This window comes from Mycobacterium sp. ITM-2016-00317 (assembly GCF_002968295.1).
Lineage (GTDB): Bacteria > Actinomycetota > Actinomycetes > Mycobacteriales > Mycobacteriaceae > Mycobacterium.
Genome location: NZ_CP134399.1, coordinates 3,579,576 through 3,597,826, shown reverse-complemented (window position 1 = coordinate 3,597,826; position 18,251 = coordinate 3,579,576). Strand labels below are relative to the sequence as shown.

Sequence of the window (18,251 nt, the reverse complement as noted above, 5' to 3'; positions counted from 1 at the left end):
CACTGTGTGGTTCGTGGAAGACAGAGCAAACGTGAATTAGGTACGCGCGAAAGCACCTCTGCGGCGCGCGTCGACCGACCACGCCCCCGCGCCCAGCGTGGCCAGCAGCAGGAAGGCGAAGCAGAACAGGATCGTCAGCTCGCCGCCGTTGCCGCCGGCCTGGCCACCGAAGGGCCAGAAGCTGGCCGGCTCGCCGCCCAGGATGCCCCAGTGCTGCCAGAAGTAGGCCACGGCCATCTGGCCGGCGCCGATGATCGCGGCGATGCGCGTGAAGAAGCCGACCGTGATCAGGATGCCGCAGGCCACCTCGATCACCCCGGCGAACCAGTACGGCCACGTGCCCACCGGCACCGCCTCGCCCAGCGGCCAGCCGAACAGTTTCATGGTGCCGTGCAGCGTGAACAGCAGCCCGAACACGATGCGGAAGATGCTCAGCATCGGCGAGGAGAAGCTTGCCAGGCGTGCGTCCAGTTGTGAGGTCATGAACGCAGCCTACCGCTGCGGACTACGGTCCGGATGACTGTGTGGGTGTCAGCGGCCGCCCGACTTGTGCTTGGCGGCAGAACGAAACCGCCCGCGCTGCCGAAGCAGCGCGGGCGGTGACGTGTCTCAGACGACTTAGACGTCGCGTCGGCGGGCCGACTTAGACGTCGCGTCGGCGGGCCGACTTACACGTCGTAGTAGAGCGAGAACTCGTACGGGTGAGGACGGATCTGGATCGGCATGATCTCGTTCTCCCGCTTGTACGAGATCCAGGTCTCGATCAGGTCGGTGGTGAACACCCCGCCCTCGGTGAGGTATTCGTGATCCTGCTCGAGCTTGTCGATGACCGCCGCGAGCGACGTCGGAGCCTGCGGGATGTTGGCGGCCTCCTCGGGAGGCAGCTCGTACAGGTCCTTGTCGACCGGGGCCAGCGGCTCGATCTTCTTCTTGATGCCGTCGATGCCGGCCATCAGCATCGCGGCGAACGCCAGGTACGGGTTACCCGAGCTGTCCGGGCAACGGAACTCGAGGCGCTTGGCCTTCGGGTTGTTGCCGGTGATCGGGATACGGACGCAGGCCGACCGGTTGCGCTGGCTGTACACCAGGTTGATCGGCGCCTCGTAGCCCGGCACCAGACGCTTGTAGGAGTTCACCGTGGGGTTGGTGAACGCCAGCAGCGACGGCGCGTGGTGCAGGATGCCGCCGATGTAGTGGCGGGCCATGTCCGACAGGCCGGCGTAGCCCGACTCGTCGTGGAACAGCGGCTTGCCGTCCTTCCACAGCGACTGGTGGGCGTGCATGCCCGAACCGTTGTCACCGAACAGCGGCTTCGGCATGAACGTGACGGTCTTGCCGTTCTTCCATGCGGTGTTCTTGATGATGTACTTGAACAGCAGCACATCGTCGGCCGCGTGCAGCAGCGTGTTGAACTTGTAGTTGATCTCGGCCTGGCCGGCGGTGCCCACCTCGTGGTGACCGCGCTCCAGGATGAAACCGGCGTTCTGCAGGTTGGTGGCCATCTCGTCGCGCAGGTCGACGTAGTGGTCGTACGGCGCCACCGGGAAGTAGCCGCCCTTGGGGCGGACCTTGTAGCCCAGGTTGGGGCTGCCGTCGGACTCGAACGGCTCACCGGTGTTCCACCAGCCCGACTCCGAGTCGACCTCGTAGAAGGTGCCGTTGATCTTCGAATCGAAGGTCACCGAGTCGAAGATGTAGAACTCGGCCTCGGCGCCGAAGAAGCACGTGTCGGCGATGCCGGTGCTGGCCAGGTAGCTCTCGGCCTTGCGGGCGACGTTACGGGGGTCGCGCGAGTAGGCCTCACGGGTGAACGGGTCGTGCACGAAGAAGTTCATGTTCAACGTCTTCGCGTGCCGGAACGGGTCGATACGCGCAGTCGCGGGGTCGGGCAGCAGCATCATGTCCGACTCGTGGATCGACTGGAAGCCGCGCACCGACGAACCGTCGAATGCGAGGCCGTCCTCGAACACGCTCTCGTCGAACGCCGATGCCGGAATCGAGAAGTGCTGGACGACACCGGGCAGATCACAGAACCGAATGTCGACGTACTCGACGTTCTCGTCTTTGATCAGCTTGATGATGTCGTCGGCGGTCTGTTCTGCCACTGATTGCTCTCCTTTGACTGGTAGCCCGCCGGTGACGGTATGGACACGATGTTGCACGGCAGTCAACCGCATGTTGCGTAGAAGTTACGCATCGCGTCGCCGGTGGTTTTAGAACCCTATCGGCCTGCACCTATCCTTGCTCCATGGCCCGCAGCATTGGGTCCTGGCTGTCGGGACCGTCACAATCGGACGACCCCGACCAGCGGGCCTCCACCTATCCCGGTCAACGTCTCGGTCTGCCGGAGACCGGCCCCGGCTCCATCGCCCGCTTCGGTCGCCGCATCGGCGCGCTCTGCATCGACTGGCTGTTTGCTGTCGGGATAACTGCCCTCGCGGTACCCCTCGGACTCATGTCCCGCGAGGAGTTCTTCTACTCGCTGGACGCACGTAACGTCGCTCTGGTGGTCTGGCTCGTCCTCGGTGTCGCGTCCGTGCGGATGTTCAGCTTCACCCCCGGCCAACTCGCGCTCGGTCTGAAGGTGGTGTCGGTGGATAACCGCGCGCACGTCAGTTTCGGCCGCGCGCTCGCACGCAACCTCCTGGTGCTCGTGGTGATCCCGGCGCTGTTCACCGACGCGGACCTGCGCGGACTGCACGACCTCGCCACCAAAACTGCCGTTGTGAGGCGCTGAGGTCACCCCTGGTGGCGGACGCCGCCGTTCATCATCGTCATGGTCACCGTCGCGCCGTGGATGTCGTGCGGATCGATCTCGAAGATGTTCCGGTCCAGCACGATCAAGTCCGCGCGCTTGCCGACCTCCACCGATCCGACCCTGTCGTCGAGCCGCAGCTGATACGCCGCGCCGAGGGTGTTGGCGTGCACCGCCTCGGCGACGGACAGCTTCTGGTCCGCGGGGGACAACACCGGCGCACCGGGCTCGCCGATCAGCTCGCGGGTGACCCCGATCTGGATGGAATCCAGCGGCTTGTAGGTCGAGTAGTACCCGGCGGCAGGCCAGTCGGTGCCCAGCGAGACGCGGCCGCCGGACTGCAGCACCGCCTGCGGCCGGAAGAACAGGTCCTTGCGGGGGGAGCCGTAGCGGGCGGCCAGATTGCGTGTGGTGTCCGGGTCGGCGGACATCCAGTTCGCCGAGAACTGCGCGATCACGCCGAGCTCGCCGAAGCGGGCGCTGTCGGGGTCCTCGACGTACACCAGGTGCGCCACGGTGTGCCGACGCTCCCGCGGCGGGTTCGCAGCGATCGCCCTTTCGATGGAGTCCAGACCGGTGCGGGCGGTGCGCTCGCCGCAGGCGTGGATGTGCACGTCGAATCCGGCGGCGTCCACCGCGCCGACGAGCTCATCCCACTGCGGCACGGTGAACGGTGATGCGCCGATCGAATCCGGTTTGTCCGCATAGGGTTCGAGCAGCCAGCCGGTGTAGCCCTCCTGGGTGCCGTCACCGATGATCTTCACCACACTGACGTCGACCAGATCGGTCGAGACCCGGTTGCCGATGTCGGTGAGCTTCGCCACCGCGTCGTCGACCGGCGGTGACTTCACGCTGTAGGACGCCACCACCCGGAACGGCAGCTCGCCCCGGCGTTCGATGTCGGTGTACAGCGCGATCAGCGAGCCCTGATCGCCCCCGATCGGCGGTACCCCGGCGTCGAAGAGCGACGTGATACCGGCGGCGGAGGCCTTCGGCAGCCACGCCTGCAGCAGCGTCGCCATCGATTCCGGCGAGATCGGTTCGATGGCGTTGACCAGGCCGAGCACCGCGTCCACCTCCAGCACGTAGCCGGTCGGGTCGCCGTTCTGGTCACGGACGTAATAACTGAACCCGGGGATCGGATCGGGGGTGTCCCGGTTCACCCCGGCCATCTCCAGGGCTGCGCTGTTGGCCCACATGCTGTGGCCGTCGATGGCGAAGAAGAATCCCGGCCGGTCCGGGAGCACCGCGTCCAGCTCGGCGCGCGTGGGCCCCAGGGGTCCGAACATGTCCACACGCCAGCCGAATCCGCGCACCGGGCCGTCCGGGTGGTCCTTCGCGTACGCCGCGATCGCGGCGAGCGCGTCCTGGCCGGTGGGCACCTGCAGGTCGACTCCGGTGGACAGGAACGCACCGAGGAACGGGTGGATGTGCCCCTCGACGAAACCGGGCATCAGCAGCTTGCCGTCGAGGTCGACCACTTGGGTGTCCGGTCCGGCGAGCGCCAGCGCCCCGGTCGCGTCACCGACGTAGGTGATGGTGTCGCCGGTGACCGCGACGGCCTCGGCCCACGGTGTCGCCTCGGTGACCGTGTAGACGCGGCCGTTGTGGAAGACGAAGTCCGGGGCGGCGACGTCACCCGGCGCGCTTGCGGACACCGGCGCCGGGTCGGTGGCACACGCCGCCGCGGTCGCGGCGACCGCGGTCACGGCCGCGGCGCGGAACACGTTCCGGCGGGTCAGAGTCGTCCGGCGGCCGAAAGCCGCGAAATGCGGCGCCCATTCGCACGCAGTGCACATGGCTGTCGTCCCTCCGTTGCCTCAGCCCGGAGGTCTCCGGCCGTGTGCAGAACTTACGTCTGCAAAGACTTTGCGGAGCGGCGGCGCGCCGGTGGTCAGCGGCGGCGCACGGTGCGCTGAATGCCGCGCATCTTGGCCTGGGCCGGCAGCGGCCCCTTTGGCATCGCGGCCGGTCCCACCTTGGTGCCGAGCGCGGCCAGCCGGGACTCGAGGGAATCCATCTGCTTGACGGTGATGTTGGCCGGCAGCTTGTTCAGGTGCCGTTCCAGCTTGGACAGCGGCACCTCGCCCTCACCGTTGCCGATGACGACGTCGTAGATCGGCACATCGCCGACCAGGCGGGCGGTGCGCTTCTTCTCCTGGGCCAGCAACGGCTTGACCCGGGTGGGGGAGCCCTCGGCGACGAAGATGACACCGGGACGTCCGATGACCCGGTGCACCGCATCGAAGTGTCCGGTCGCTGAGACACCCGGCGTGACGCGCCATTTTCCGCGCAGGTTGTCCAGCGCCCACGCCGCCGCACCGGTCTGGCCCTCGGCCTTCTTGTAGACCGACTTCTGCGCGCGGCGGCCGAAGATGATGAAGGCCACCAGCGCGCCGAGCACGATGCCGAGCGGGATCAGCATGAACATCGTGAAACCGCCGGCGTACACGCCTGCGGCCACGGAGGCGCCCACGATCAGCACGAACGCGCCGATCATGTACGGCAGCAGCCGCTTGTCCTCTTTGCGCTGGATCTGGAACGCCTGCCACAGCTGACTGCGCCGCTGCTTGGACGCCGCCTTACGGGCTGCCTTCGCCTCGGCCTTGGCTGCCTTGGTCGCGGCGGGTTTACGCGATTTCGCCATCAGACCAGGATACTTATGCCGATGTCGGAGCCGGAGCGGCTCCGGTCGGTCGCGACGCGACCGTCTGTGCGTACAGTTTCCCGGCCCGGTACGACGACCGCACCAGCGGTCCGGCCAGCACCCCGGCGAACCCGATCTCCTCGGCGTAGCGCTGATGCTCGACGAACTCGTCGGGATGGACCCACCGTTCGACGGGATGGTGACGCGCCGACGGACGCAGGTACTGGGTGATCGTGACGATGTCGCAGCCTGCCTCGTGCAGATCGACCAGGGCCGCGCGCACCTCCTCGGGCGTCTCGCCCATCCCGAGGATCAGATTGCTCTTGGTCACCAGGCCGAAGTCGCGCGCCATCGTCAGCACCGACAGGCTGCGCTCGTAGCGGAACGCCGGCCGGATCCGCTTGAAGATGCGGGGGACCGTTTCGACGTTGTGCGCCAACACCTCCGGGCGCGCCTCGAAGACCTGCTGCAGCTGGTCAGGATCGGCGTTGAAGTCCGGGATCAACAGCTCCACACCGGTATTCGGGTTCAGCGCCTTGATCTGGCGGACCGTCTCGGCGTACAGCCATGCCCCGCCGTCGGGCAGGTCGTCGCGGGCCACGCCGGTCACGGTGGAGTAGCGCAGGCCCATCGCCTGCACGCTCTCGGCCACCCGGCGGGGCTCGTCGCGGTCCAGTTCGGCGGGCTTGCCCGTGTCGATCTGGCAGAAGTCGCAGCGCCGCGTGCACTGCTCGCCGCCGATCAGGAACGTGGCCTCGCGGTCCTCCCAGCACTCGAAGATGTTGGGGCAACCGGCTTCTTCGCAGACCGTGTGGAGTCCCTCGCGGCGCACCAGTCCTTTGAGCTCTTTGTATTCCGGGCCCATCTTCGCCCTGGTCTTGATCCACGGCGGCTTGCGCTCGATCGGCGTCTCGGCGTTGCGGACTTCCAGGCGCAACAGCTTCCGGCCGTCAGGGGCGATCGTCACCGTGCCGATCCTACGCCCACCGGGGAGACCACGAGGCGGCCGTCGAGCGCGTCGAGCACCGCGTCGGTCACCCGGCCGGACACCTCGTCGACGGTCACGGTGCGGCCCAGTTCGGCGGTCAGCGACGTGACCCCGGCGTCGCGGATTCCGCACGGCACGATCGACCCGAACGCGCCGAGGTCGCAGTCGCAGTTCAGCGAGAACCCGTGCAGCGTGGTGGCCCGAGCCACCCGGATGCCGATTGCCGCGATCTTGCGGGCGGGGCGAACGCCGTCGGCGGCCACCCACACCCCGGACCGCCCCTCCACCCGGCCGGTCTCCAGGCCCAGCCCGGCGCACACGGTGATCAGTGACTCCTCAAGGCGCCGAACGAAATTCACCACATCGAGCGGCTCGGCCAGGCCGATGATCGGATAGCCGACCAGCTGGCCGGGCCCGTGCCAGGTGATCTTGCCGCCACGGTCGGTGTCGACCACCGGGGTGCCGTCGACCGGCCGCTCCTCGGGAAGCGTCCGCCGACCCGCGGTGTACACCGGCGGATGCTCGAGCAGCAGCAGCGTGTCGGGCCCGCCCGCCACGCGCTCGTCGGCGACCCGGCGTTGCAGGTCCCACGCGGCCTGGTAGTCGAGCGTGCCCAGGCGACGCACCTGGATCGGCGCCTGCGCCGACCGGATCGAAGCGACCATGCCCTCGACGCTACCCACGCTCGGGGGAGGTGGCGAACGTCAGCGCTTCGCCGATCGTGTTGTGGTGGAACTGGAAGCCGGCCCGCTCCAGCGCCGCCGGGATCGCCCGCTGCCCGCCCAGCACCCCTTCGTCGGCGAACTCGCCGAGCGCGACCCGCACCGCGAACTTGGGCACGACCAGCGGCGTCGGCCGGTTCAGCGAGCGGCCCAGCGCGGCGGTGAACTCCGCATTGGTGACCGGCGCAGGTCCGGTCACGTTCACCGGTCCGGAGAGTTCGTCGTGGGCGAGCGCGAACATCAGTGCGCGCACCTGGTCTTCGAGGCTGACCCACGACAGGTACTGCCGCCCGTTGCCCAGCCGGGCGCCCAGGCCCAGCGAGAACAGCGGCCTTAGCCGGCTCAACATGCCGCCCGAGGGCGCCAGCACCAGACCGGTGCGCGCCAGCACCACCCGGACGCCCGCCTCTGCGGCGACCGTGGTGGCCGCCTCCCAGTCGACGGCCAGCCGGGCCAGGAAGTTCTCGCCCGGCCCGGCGGTCTCGTCCACGGGGGTGCTGCCGGTGTCGCCGTAGTAGCCAACGGCACTGGCATTGACCAGGACCGGCACTCCGGCGTCGATCGCGGCGCCGGCCAGCACCTCGGTCGGGGCGATCCGGCTGTCCCGCAGGCTCTGCTTGAACGCCCCCGACCAGCGCTTCTGCCCGACGTTGACGCCACACAGATTCACCACGGCGTCCACGTCGCGCAGCGTGTCCGGGTCGAACTCCCCGGTGTCGGGGTTCCAGAACACCTCGTCGGCGTTCATCGGCGCCCGCCGCACGATGCGGAGCACCCGGCGGTCGGTGGCGCGCAGCGCGTAGACCAGCGCCGTGCCGATCAGACCGGACGATCCCGCGACGGCGACGACCGAATCTGATGGCATCGACACTGTCGTCTACAGCCCGAGGTCGGCCTCGAAGGCGCCCTCTTCCAACCGGCGCTTGATCGTCGTGACGAAGCGGCCGGCGTCGGCGCCGTCGATGAGGCGGTGGTCGTAGGTCAGCGGCAGGTAGCTCACCGACCGCACACCGATCGACTCGTTGCCGTACTCGTCGACGATGACCCGCGGCCGCTTCACGATCGCACCGGTGCCCAGCATCGCCGCCTGCGGCGGCACCAGGATCGGCGTGTCGAACAGCGCGCCCTGGCTGCCGATGTTGGTGATCGTGAAGGTGCCACCGGAGAGCTCGTCGGGCTTGAGGTTGCCCGACCGCGCCCGCCCGGCGATGTCGGCGATCGCCCGGGCCAGCCCGCCCAGCGACAGGTCGCCGGCGTTGTGGATCACCGGGGACAGCAGACCCTGCTCGGTGTCGACCGCGATGCCCAGGTGCTCGGCGTCGTAGTAGGTGATCTCCTTGGATTCCTCGTTGTAGCTGGCGTTGACGTTCGGGTGCAGCTTCAACGCGTCGATCACCGCCCGCGCGATGAACGGCAGGTAGGTGAGGTTCACCCCTTCGCGTTCGGCGAACTGCGCCTTGGCCTTGGCCCGCAGCGCCACGATCTTGGTCATGTCGACCTCGTGGACCTGCGTCAGCTGCGCCGTGGTCTGCAGCGACTCGCGCGTCTTCTTCGCGGTGATCTGACGGATCCGGTTGGCCTTCTGCTTGGTTCCGCGCAGATGGGCCAGTGCGCCCTCGGGGGCCGGCGCGGGCGCCTTCTTGCCCGGCGCCTCGGCCGCGGGCTCGGCCTTGGGGGCGTCCTTGGACGCCTTGCTCGCCTCCGCGGCGGCCAGCACGTCCTGCTTGCGGATGCGTCCGCCGACACCGGTGCCCTTGACCGTGGCGAGGTCGACGCCGTGCTCGCCGGCGAGCTTGCGCACCAGCGGGGTCACGTACGGGCTCGAGTCGCCGGAATCCTCGTCCGAGGCGGCCTTCGGCTTGGGCTCGGACTTCGGTTCGGACTTCGGCTTGGGTTCGGGCTCGGACTCCTCGGAGGGCCTGCTCGACGGCTTCGTCTGCTTGGGTTCCGGCTCGGGCTCGGGCTCGGGTTCCGGCTCGGGTTCCGGCTCCGGCTCGGGCTCGGGTTCCGGCTCGGGTTCCGGCTCGGGTTCCGGCTCGGACTCGGCTTCGGCGCCCTGGTCGCCGATCTTGGCCAGCTCGCCGCCGACCTCGACCGTGTCGTCCTCCTCGGCGGTGATCGACAGCAGCGTGCCCGCCACCGGGGACGGGATCTCGGTGTCGACCTTGTCGGTGGACACCTCGACGAGCGGCTCGTCGACCTCGATGCTGTCGCCGACCTTCTTCAACCACCGGGTGACGGTGCCCTCGGTGACCGACTCGCCCAGCTCGGGCATCAGGACCGGGGTGGCCGACCCGGATGATCCCGAGCCGCCCGAGGACTTCTTCGGTTCGGGCTCGGGTTCGGGTTCGGACTCCGGCTCCGGTTCGGGCTCGGGTTCGGGTTCGGACTCCGCCTCGTCGGCTTCGGGCTCGGCCTCCGGTTCGGAGTCCTCGCCGCTGTCGCCGTCACTGTCGTCGGCGTCGCCGATCACCGCGAGTTCGCCACCGACCTCGACGGTGTCGTCCTCCTGGGCGACGATCTTCTTCAGCACACCCGAGGCCGGCGAAGGGATCTCGGTGTCGACCTTGTCGGTCGACACCTCCAGCAATGGCTCGTCCTCTTCGACCGTGTCTCCCTCCTGCTTCAGCCAGCGGGTGACAGTCCCCTCGGTAACGCTCTCTCCGAGTGCGGGCATCTGGACGGAGATGGCCATAGTGTCGTGGCTCCCTTGTACGGTCGGCGCAGTCTCTGAAGTGTCGCGTCCCATCCTGTCATGTCCGTGTGACGTTTCGCCGCGGACGGCCACCATGAAAGCTCTGGCACTATCGAAATGACGCTTTTGTGAGTGCATCGCCGGAAGGAGCCAGTCCAGGTGGGACTGTTCGACAGACTCCGCGGTCGGCGTCGCGGGGCCACGGCGACCAGCGATCCCGCTGCCGATCTTCGGTATCTGCAGCAGTGGGTCGCCGAGCATCACGGCGTGGAGGCCTACGTCGAACCCAAGACCACGGTCACGGATGTGACCGTGGTGCTCGTTGCCGCCGACGGGGAATGGACCCGGCGCAAGGCGGGCGGGCACTCCGGCGCCCGGCGGCTCTCGGACCGGTTGAAGATCCCCGTCTACGACGTGCAGAAGGTCGGCTACCCGCAGCGCATGCGCGATTACGACGCCCGCAGGCGCATCGAGCGCAAGCGGGCCCTGCGCGAAGATCTCGAAGGCTGACCACCCGGTACTGTCCGCTCGTGAGCAGCCAGCGCTTCGTCCAGAGCAGTGACGGTGTCCGGATCGCGGTCTTCGAACAGGGCGATCCCGGCGGCCCGACGCTCGTGCTGGTGCACGGACTGGGCGGCACTCATCGGGTGTGGGATTCCGTGGTGGAACTGCTGACCGACCGGTTCCGGATCGTGCGCTACGACCTGCGCGGGGCGGGCGAATCGGGTGCGCCCGACCAGACCTCGGCGTATGCGCTGTCGCGCTACGCCGACGACTTCGCGGCCGTTGTGGACGGCGACACGGCGGTGCACGTGCTCGCCGACGGCTGGGGCGCCACCGGGGTGTGGGAGTACCTGCAGCGTCCCGACGCGCACGTCGCGTCGTTCACGTCGGTGTCGGGGCCCGCGGACGCCGTCGAGCAGCTGCGCACCGCGCTGAGCGGCCCGGGCCGGTTCCTGCGCGGCGCGGGCCGGCTGGCACGGCTGGCGCCCGAACTGGTCATCGTGAAGCCCTATCGGGCCAACCTGGGGTCCGCGGCACCATCTCGTGTGCGTGTGGACGTCCCGGTGCAACTGATCGCCGCCTCCGCCGACGCCCGCGACTACAACGACCTGCAGGCCCGGGTGCCGCGGCTGTGGCGGCGCGAGGTTACGACCGGACCCGTCACCGCCGCCTCGCACCCGCGCCTGTTCGCCCGCTCGGTCACCGAGCTGGCCGACCACCTCGGCGGCGCCCCGGCCGCGCGGGAACTGCGCCGCGCCGAAGTCGGCAGGCACCGCAAGGCTTTCGGTGACACGCTGGTCGCGGTGACCGGCGCCGCCAGCGGCATCGGCCGCGAGACCGCGCTCGCGTTCGCCCGCGAGGGTGCCGACCTGGTGCTCAGCGACGTCGACACCGCAGGCCTGGAGGAGACCGCCCGGCTGGTCGCCGCCGTCGGCGCCGCGGCGCACAGCTACACCGCGGACGTGTCCGACGCCGCGGCGGTCGAGGACATGGCCGAGCGGGTGTCCGCTGAGCACGGCGTGCCCGACATCGTGGTCAACAACGCCGGCGTCGGGCACGCGGGATTCTTCCTCGACACCCCCGCCGAGGAGTTCGACCGCGTGCTGGACATCAACTTCGGCGGCGTGGTCAACGGGTGCCGGTCGTGGGGTAAGCGTCTGGTCGAGCGCGGCACCGGCGGGCACATCGTCAACGTCGCGTCGATGGCGTCCTACACGCCGGTCAACGTGATGAACGCCTACTGCACCTCCAAGGCCGCCGTCTACATGTTCTCCGATTGCCTACGCGCAGAACTGGATTCGGCCGGTATCGGGGTCACCACGATCTGTCCCGGGATCATCGGCACCAACATCGTGGACGCCACCCGGTTCTCGCTGCCCGAAGCGCGCAGCTACGACACGGAGACCATCCGGGCGCGGGTGCGCCGGGGCTTCGCGGTGCGCCGCGTCGGCCCGGACAAGGTGGCCGCCGCGATCGTCGCCGCGGTGAAGAAGAACAAACCCGTCCGGCCGGTCACCGCCGAGGCCTACCTCGTCTACGGCGTCTCCCACGCCTTCCCGCAGGTGATGCGAAGCACCGCCCGTGGCGGAAACATCATGTGAGACAAGCTCAGCCGTTCGCCGAGATGTCTTCGAGCACCGCGAACATCGTGCGCGTCGGGACACCGGTGCCGCCCTTGGGCGTGTAGCCCCACGGCCCGCCGGTGTTGTAGGCGGGCGCGGCGATGTCGATGTGCGCCCACTGGACTCCGTCGGCGACGAACTCGCGCAGGTAGGTGCCGGCCACCAGCATGCCCGCGAACCGCGACCCGCTGACGTTGGCCAGGTCGGCGACCGTGGACTTGAGGTCGTCCTTGAGTTCCTCGGGTAGCGGCATCGGCCACGCGTTCTCGCCGACCGCCTGCGAGATTCCCGCCACGCGGTCGCGGAACTCGTCACTGCCCATCACGCCCGGGGTGCGCGCGCCGAGTGCGACGGTCTGCGCGCCGGTCAGCGTCGAGGTCTCGATCAGGTAGTCGGGTTCGTCCTCGCAGGCCCGTGCGATCGCGTCGGCCAGGATCAGCCGGCCCTCGGCGTCGGTGTTGAGTACCTCCACGGTGGTGCCGCCGTACTGGGTCAGCACGTCGCCGGGCCGCTGAGCGTTTGCGGACGGCATGTTCTCGGCCATCGGCACGTACGCGACGACGTCGACGGGCAGTTGCCGGCGTGCCGCCAGCACGACCGTCGCGATCACCGCCGCCGCGCCACCCATGTCCGAGGTCATGTGGTGCATGTTGGCCGCAGGCTTGATCGAGATGCCGCCGGTGTCGAACGTGATGCCCTTGCCCACCAGGGCGACCTTCTTGCCGTCGCTGCCGCCGCCGCGGTGGGCCAGCCGCACCAGCCGCGGTGGGCGTGCCGAGCCCTTGCCCACGCCGACGATCCCGCCGTAGCCGTCGCGTTCCAGCGCCTCCTCGTCGAGCACCTCCACTTCGAGGCCGACGGCTTCGCCCAGAGTCCTTGCCCGCAAAGCGAATTCGTCGGGGTAGAGGTGACTGGGCGGGGTGTTGACGAGGTCGCGGGCGGTGGCCACCGCGGTGGCAACGGCCTCCGCGCGGGCGGCGGCCTCGGTCGCCGCTGCCGTGTCGGCGGCCAGGACGGTGATGGAGCGCAGACCCGCATCCTTGGGCGCGGTCTTCTCGCTGCGGAAGTCCGAGAACCGGTAGGCGCCCAGGATGAGGCCCTCGACGGCGCCCTCCAGATCGAGCTCCGAGAGCGTGGTGACCACCGACTCGACCCCCGACAGCGACCGCGCCGCCGCACCGGCGGCCCGCCGGATCGTCTCGGCCGGCCAGTCGTCGCGGCTCTTGCCCAGCCCCACGGTCAGCACGCTGGCCACCGGCAGCCCCGGCACCACGACGCGGGTCAACTGCTCGCTGCCGCCCTTGGCGCCGAGCGCGTGCAGCGCCGTCTCGATCTCGGCGACGGCGTCGGCGGGCAGATGCGGGCTGGCCACCACCGTGGCGCGGGCATCGGCGCCCTCGCCGTCGCTGACGACGGGCACGATCAGGACCGACGAGTCGGCGTCGCGCTCGGGCAGCGCGCCGGCGACCGTGACGACAGGGGACTGGTAACCGACTGAGGTGCTCACGGAGGTTCACCCTAGCCACTGGGCTACTAGTGTGGTTCGCCGTGAGCGACAACTTGCTGGCCGGGCCCCTGGAGAACCGTCACCGTGAACTCGGCGCGACCTTCGCCGAGTTCGGCGGCTGGTCGATGCCGGTGTCCTATGCCGGCACCGTGGCCGAGCACACCGCGACCCGCACCACCGTCGGGTTGTTCGACGTCAGCCACCTGGGCAAGGCCCTGGTGAAGGGTCCGGGGGCGGCCGAGTACGTGAACTCGGCGTTCACCAACGACCTGTGCCGGATCGGTCCCGGCAAGGCCCAGTACACGCTGTGCTGCACCGACGACGGCGGGGTGATCGACGACCTGATCGCCTACTTCGTCTCCGACGAGGAGATCTTCCTGGTGCCCAACGCGGCCAACACCGCGGCCGTCGTCGCCGCGCTGCAGGACCGCGCACCCGACGGGCTGACCATCACCGACGAGCACCGGTCCCGGGCGGTCCTCGCGGTCCAGGGACCCCGGTCCGCCGATGTGGTCGGGGGTCTCGGGCTGCCGACCGACATGGACTACATGGGCTACGCCGACGCCGAGTTCAACGGCGTCGAGGTGCGGGTCTGCCGGACCGGCTACACCGGCGAACACGGCTACGAGCTGCTGCCGCCCTGGGACCGGGCCGAGGTCGTGTTCGACGCGCTGCTCGAGGGCGTGCGGGCGGCCGGGGGAGAACCCGCCGGGCTGGGCGCCCGCGACACGCTGCGCACCGAGATGGGCTATCCGCTGCACGGTCACGAGCTGTCACTGGACATCTCGCCGCTGCAGGCGCGCTGCGGTTGGGCGATCGGCTGGAAGAAGGACACGTTCTGGGGCCGCGACGCGCTTCTCGCGGAGAAGGCGGCCTGCCCGCGCCGCACCCTGCGCGGGCTGCGCGCGCTCGGGCGCGGCGTGCTGCGCCCGGACCTGACCGTGCTCGACGGGGAGACCGAGGTCGGCCGCACCACCTCCGGAACCTTCTCGCCCACTTTGAAAGTCGGGATCGCGCTGGCGCTGATCGACACCGCGGCCGATGTCGCCGACGGTGCGCAGGTCGCCGTCGACGTCCGCGGCCGCCGCATCGAATGTGAAGTGGTCAAGCCGCCGTTCGTCGACACCCGCACCCGCTAGGGCCGCACCCGAAAAACCGTTCGCCGCCGGGTTATAGAATCGCCTGCATGACTGAAAGCCTCGAGTTCACCGTCGATCGCAATGCGAATCCGGCGAGCGACGAGGTACGCGCCGAGATCCTGGGCAACCCCGGCTTCGGCAAGTTCCACACCGACCACATGGTGTCGATCGACTACACCGCCGACAAGGGCTGGCACGACGCCCGGGTGATCCCCTACGGCCCGATCGAACTCGACCCGTCGGCGATCGTCCTGCACTACGCGCAGGAGGTCTTCGAAGGGCTGAAGGCCTACCGCTGGGCCGACGGTTCGATCGTGTCGTTCCGCCCGGAGGCCAACGCGGCGCGGCTGCGTTCCTCGGCGCGCAGGCTGGCGATCCCCGAACTGCCCGACGAGGTGTTCATCGAGTCGCTGCGCCGGCTGATCGCCGTCGACGAGCAGTGGGTGCCGCCCGCCGGCGGCGAGGAATCGCTGTACCTGCGGCCGTTCATCATCGCCACCGAACCGGGTCTGGGAGTGCGTCCGGCCGACGAATACCGCTACCTGGTCATCGCATCGCCTGCCGGGGCCTACTTCCCGCGCGGCATCAAGCCGGTCAGCGTGTGGCTCTCGCACGAGTACGTGCGGGCCTCGCCGGGCGGCACCGGCGCCGCCAAGTTCGGCGGCAACTACGCGGCCTCGCTGCTCGCGCAGGCCGAGGCCGCCGCGAACGGGTGCGATCAGGTGGTGTGGCTGGACGCGATCGAACGCCGCTACGTCGAGGAAATGGGCGGCATGAACCTGTTCTTCGTGCTCGGCAGCGGCGGCAGCGCCCGGCTGGTCACCCCCGAGCTGTCCGGCTCACTGCTGCCCGGAATCACCCGGAATTCGTTGCTGCAGCTGGCTGCCGACGCCGGCTTCGCGGTCGAGGAGCGCAAGATCGACGTCGACGAGTGGCAGAAGAAGGCCGCTGCCGGTGAGATCACCGAGGTCTTCGCCTGCGGGACCGCCGCGGTGATCACCCCGGTCTCCCACGTCAAGCACGGCGACGGCGAGTTCACCATCGCCGACGGCGAACCGGGCGAGATCACCATGGCGCTGCGCGACACCCTGACCGGCATCCAGCGCGGCACCTTCGCCGACACGCACGGCTGGATGGCGCGGCTGTCCTAGCCGACGGCCAGCCCGACGGCGACGATCGTGGCGGTCACCTCGACGGCGGCGCCGAGCACGTCGCCGGTGATGCCACCGAACCTGCGCACACAGTGCGCGACCAGCGCCGCACTGCACGCCAGCGCCAGGACCACGACCAATGGGCCCTGCCACGGCTGCGGCCCGACCGGTATCGCGGCGGCCGCGACGGCGAGCGCCCAGCCCGCGACCACCCAGCGCGGCTGAGTGCCCGCCACCAGGGCGCCGAGGGTGCTGCCCGCGGCCGCCGGGACCGAACGGCGGCACGCGAGCACCACGGCCACCCGGCCCGCCACCACGGCCACCAGCAGCGCAGGCCACCCGGACTGCGCGAATGCCAGGGACTGCACCAGGATCGTCACCGCCACGGCGGCAACCCCGAACGGGCCCGCGGTGCCGTCGCGCATCACCGCCAGCGCCCGCTCGGGCGGGCCGTAGCACCCCAGCCCGTCGACAGTGTCGGCCAGCCCGTCGATGTGCAGGCCGCGGGTGGCCAGTAGCAGCACTGCGACCGCCAACACCCCGGCCAGCGCGCTGCCGTCGCCGAACGCCCAGAAACCGGCGGCCAGTACCGCGGCGGCCACGGCGCCCAGCGCCGCGCCGGCGACCGGGAGCGCACTCAACACCCCGCGGCCGGCGTTCGCCGACACCCGCAGTGGCACCGGAAGTACCGTCGCGAACGCGAAAGCCCCCACCACCGAACGGATCACGGCACGCCTATTCTCCGGGGATCCCGGCTTCCTCGAACGTCGCCATCGACGCCAGGACCGCGACCGCGGCGCGCAGCACCGGCAGCGCGACCAGCGCGCCCGACCCCTCGCCGAGACGCATCCCCAAGTCGACGATCGGCTCCAGGTCCAGATGGCGCAGCGCCAGCGTGTGCGCCGGTTCGGTGGAGCGGTGCCCGGCCTGCCACCACAGCCGCGCTCCCGGCGCGAGGCGTTCGGCGGCCAGCGCCGCGGCCGTCACCACCACCCCGTCCAGCAGCACCGGGGTGCGGCGCACGGCGGCCTGGGCGAGGAAGCCGGTCATCGCGGCCAGATCGGCGCCGCCGCAGATTCTGAGCAGCGCGATCGGATCGGCCGACAGGCGTCTGGTGCGGTAGAGCGCGTCACGGATCGCCGCGGTCTTGCGGGCCCAGCCCGCGTCGTCGATGCCGGTGCCGCGGCCCACCACGGCCACCGGTTCGGTGTCGGTCAGCGCCGCGATCAGCGTGGTCGCAGGCGTGGTGTTGCCGATGCCCATGTCGCCGGCGATGAGCAGGTCGGCGCCGGCGTCCACCTCTTCGTCGGCGATCCGGCGGCCCGCATCGACGGCCCGCACCACCTCGTCGGGAGTCAGCGCGTCCTCGACGGCGATGTTGCCGCTGGAGCGCCGGATCCTGTCGGCGCCGATCGCCGCCGACAACGGCTCGGCGGTGTCGACGGCCATGTCGGCGATCCGCACACCGGCGCCCGCGACCTCGGCGAGCACGTTCACCGCGGCGCCGCCTGCGGCGATGTTGGCCACCATCGCGGCGGTCACCTCGGCGGGATACGCCGACACCCCCGCCGCGGCCACGCCGTGGTCCCCGGCGAACACCACCACCCGGGCCCGCTCGAACTGCTTCGGCGGGCACGCGCCCTGGCACGCCGCCACCCAGATCGACAGGTCTTCGAGGCGTCCCAGTGCGCCGACCGGTTTGGTCAGCGCCGTCTGCCGGACCCGCGCGGCCTCCGCGGCATCGGGATCGGGCGCGGCGATGTCAGGAAAGTACGCCACCTCCGGCGTCACGCAACGCGGGTGCCGCGCTCGACCTGCGGCCGCGGCGCACGCATGCGGCGCAGCTGAGAGGCGCGGCTGGCGGCGTAGAAGCCGAGCTTCCAGCCGGTCTCGGTGTTGTCCGGGAACTTCTCGTCGGCCATCCGGTTCACCTTGCGCCCCAGGAAGAAGCCGTCGATCACCATGATCAGCACCAGCACCAGCATCGCCGGCGACAGGAACGCCTGCACCTGCACCGACGGCACCGCCAGCATCACGAAGATCAGGAACAGCGCCGACGGCATGAACAGCCCGAGCAGGTTGCGCCGCGAATCCACGACGTCGCGCACGTAGCGGCGGACCGGCCCGCGGTCACGGGGGAGCAGGTAGGCGTCCTCGCCGGCCATCATCCGTTCGCGGCGCTCCGACATCTCGGCCCGCCGCACCACTTTCTCGGCCTTGCGCTCCTCACGGGACAGCTTCGGGCCGCGCATCTCTTTGCGGCGCTTCCTGGCCTCGGCGGATGTCATCGGCGCGGGCGCGACCGGACCGCGCCTGCGGGCGGCCTGATTGCGCTTCGGCGTCGGCTTGCCCTTGGGCGCCGTCCTCGCGCGTTCGGCCGCCGCGGCTGCCGCGGCCTCGGCGCTGTTGTCGGCACGGGGAGCGGAATCCCCGGGGTCCCCGGCGTCGTCGTTCTTACGGCCCAGCAGTTTCACGCCTGCCAGGTTACTTCTCGGCCGCCGGGCGACCCAATCCACGGCGA

At 70.0% G+C, this 18,251-nt stretch carries 17 protein-coding genes; 5 read left to right on the top strand and 12 right to left on the bottom strand.

Features of this window, described 5'->3' with window-relative positions; genetic code table 11:
- Positions 1 to 36: 36 nt before the first annotated feature.
- A complete protein-coding gene (locus C6A87_RS17160; RefSeq protein WP_311113393.1) occupies positions 37 to 483 on the bottom strand; it encodes a DoxX family protein in 447 nt (148 codons plus the stop codon).
- Between the two features lie 185 nt (positions 484 to 668).
- Positions 669 to 2,105 (bottom strand): type I glutamate--ammonia ligase, encoded by a 1,437-nt coding sequence (gene glnA, locus C6A87_RS17155; RefSeq protein ID WP_311113392.1) that lies wholly within the window; start codon positions 2,103 to 2,105, stop codon positions 669 to 671.
- Positions 2,106 to 2,248: 143 nt separating this feature from the next.
- Between glnA and C6A87_RS17150 the strand changes: the two genes are divergently transcribed.
- The gene (locus C6A87_RS17150) at positions 2,249 to 2,737 is read left to right on the top strand and encodes an RDD family protein (protein WP_311113391.1); all 489 of its coding nucleotides are present in this window, start codon (positions 2,249 to 2,251) and stop codon (positions 2,735 to 2,737) included.
- Between the two features lie 2 nt (positions 2,738 to 2,739).
- On the opposite strand, the gene C6A87_RS17145 is transcribed toward C6A87_RS17150, so the two are convergent.
- The 6 genes from C6A87_RS17145 to sucB all read right to left on the bottom strand — a co-directional run bounded on the left by C6A87_RS17145 (position 2,740) and on the right by sucB (position 9,807).
- A complete protein-coding gene (locus tag C6A87_RS17145; protein ID WP_311113390.1) occupies positions 2,740 to 4,554 on the bottom strand; it encodes an amidohydrolase in 1,815 nt (604 codons plus the stop codon).
- A gap of 95 nt (positions 4,555 to 4,649) precedes the next feature.
- A complete protein-coding gene (locus tag C6A87_RS17140; RefSeq protein ID WP_311113389.1) occupies positions 4,650 to 5,402 on the bottom strand; it encodes a DUF4191 domain-containing protein in 753 nt (250 codons plus the stop codon).
- 13 nt (positions 5,403 to 5,415) lie between these two features.
- Positions 5,416 to 6,369 (bottom strand): lipoyl synthase, encoded by a 954-nt coding sequence (gene lipA / locus C6A87_RS17135; RefSeq protein WP_311113388.1) that lies wholly within the window; start codon positions 6,367 to 6,369, stop codon positions 5,416 to 5,418.
- Entirely contained in the window at positions 6,366 to 7,055 is a 690-nt protein-coding gene (lipB, locus tag C6A87_RS17130) for a lipoyl(octanoyl) transferase LipB (RefSeq protein WP_311113387.1), read from the bottom strand. Before lipB ends, lipA begins: the two co-directional genes overlap by 4 nt.
- A 10-nt stretch (positions 7,056 to 7,065) precedes the next feature.
- Positions 7,066 to 7,977, bottom strand: a complete 912-nt coding sequence (locus C6A87_RS17125) for a TIGR01777 family oxidoreductase (RefSeq protein WP_311113386.1) — start codon at positions 7,975 to 7,977, stop codon at positions 7,066 to 7,068.
- 12 nt (positions 7,978 to 7,989) lie between these two features.
- The gene (gene sucB / locus C6A87_RS17120; RefSeq protein WP_311113385.1) at positions 7,990 to 9,807 is read right to left on the bottom strand and encodes a 2-oxoglutarate dehydrogenase, E2 component, dihydrolipoamide succinyltransferase; all 1,818 of its coding nucleotides are present in this window, start codon (positions 9,805 to 9,807) and stop codon (positions 7,990 to 7,992) included.
- A 159-nt stretch (positions 9,808 to 9,966) separates the two neighbouring features.
- Here sucB and C6A87_RS17115 point away from each other — a divergent pair, with 159 nt between their 5' ends.
- Both C6A87_RS17115 and C6A87_RS17110 read left to right on the top strand, forming a co-directional pair.
- Positions 9,967 to 10,317: an oxidoreductase gene (locus C6A87_RS17115; RefSeq protein ID WP_311113384.1), complete on the top strand. Its 351-nt coding sequence runs from the start codon at positions 9,967 to 9,969 to the stop codon at positions 10,315 to 10,317.
- Positions 10,318 to 10,337: 20 nt separating this feature from the next.
- Positions 10,338 to 11,912: an SDR family oxidoreductase gene (locus tag C6A87_RS17110; RefSeq protein ID WP_311113383.1), complete on the top strand. Its 1,575-nt coding sequence runs from the start codon at positions 10,338 to 10,340 to the stop codon at positions 11,910 to 11,912.
- Positions 11,913 to 11,919: 7 nt separating this feature from the next.
- Here C6A87_RS17110 and C6A87_RS17105 read toward each other — a convergent pair whose 3' ends face one another.
- On the bottom strand, positions 11,920 to 13,440 hold the full coding sequence (locus tag C6A87_RS17105; protein WP_311113382.1) for a leucyl aminopeptidase: 1,521 nt from the start codon (positions 13,438 to 13,440) through the stop codon (positions 11,920 to 11,922).
- A gap of 41 nt (positions 13,441 to 13,481) precedes the next feature.
- On the opposite strand from C6A87_RS17105, the gene gcvT reads away from it, so the two are divergent.
- A complete protein-coding gene (gene gcvT, locus C6A87_RS17100; protein WP_311113381.1) occupies positions 13,482 to 14,579 on the top strand; it encodes a glycine cleavage system aminomethyltransferase GcvT in 1,098 nt (365 codons plus the stop codon).
- Between the two features lie 47 nt (positions 14,580 to 14,626).
- Positions 14,627 to 15,730 carry a branched-chain amino acid aminotransferase gene (locus C6A87_RS17095; protein WP_311113380.1) on the top strand — a complete coding sequence of 368 codons (1,104 nt, stop codon included), beginning with the start codon at positions 14,627 to 14,629 and terminating at the stop codon, positions 15,728 to 15,730.
- On the opposite strand, the gene C6A87_RS17090 is transcribed toward C6A87_RS17095, so the two are convergent.
- From C6A87_RS17090 to C6A87_RS17080, 3 genes are read right to left on the bottom strand one after another with little or no spacing between them, the layout of a single operon-like run.
- Positions 15,727 to 16,458, bottom strand: coding sequence for an adenosylcobinamide-GDP ribazoletransferase (locus tag C6A87_RS17090; protein WP_311113379.1), 732 nt, complete (start codon positions 16,456 to 16,458; stop codon positions 15,727 to 15,729). The two genes, C6A87_RS17095 and C6A87_RS17090, sit on opposite strands and share 4 nt — an antisense overlap.
- Positions 16,459 to 16,465: 7 nt before the next feature.
- Positions 16,466 to 17,509, bottom strand: a complete 1,044-nt coding sequence (cobT, locus tag C6A87_RS17085) for a nicotinate-nucleotide--dimethylbenzimidazole phosphoribosyltransferase (RefSeq protein WP_396837105.1) — start codon at positions 17,507 to 17,509, stop codon at positions 16,466 to 16,468.
- 8 nt (positions 17,510 to 17,517) lie between these two features.
- Entirely contained in the window at positions 17,518 to 18,204 is a 687-nt protein-coding gene (locus C6A87_RS17080) for a DUF3043 domain-containing protein (RefSeq protein WP_311113377.1), read from the bottom strand.
- Positions 18,205 to 18,251 lie beyond the last annotated feature (47 nt).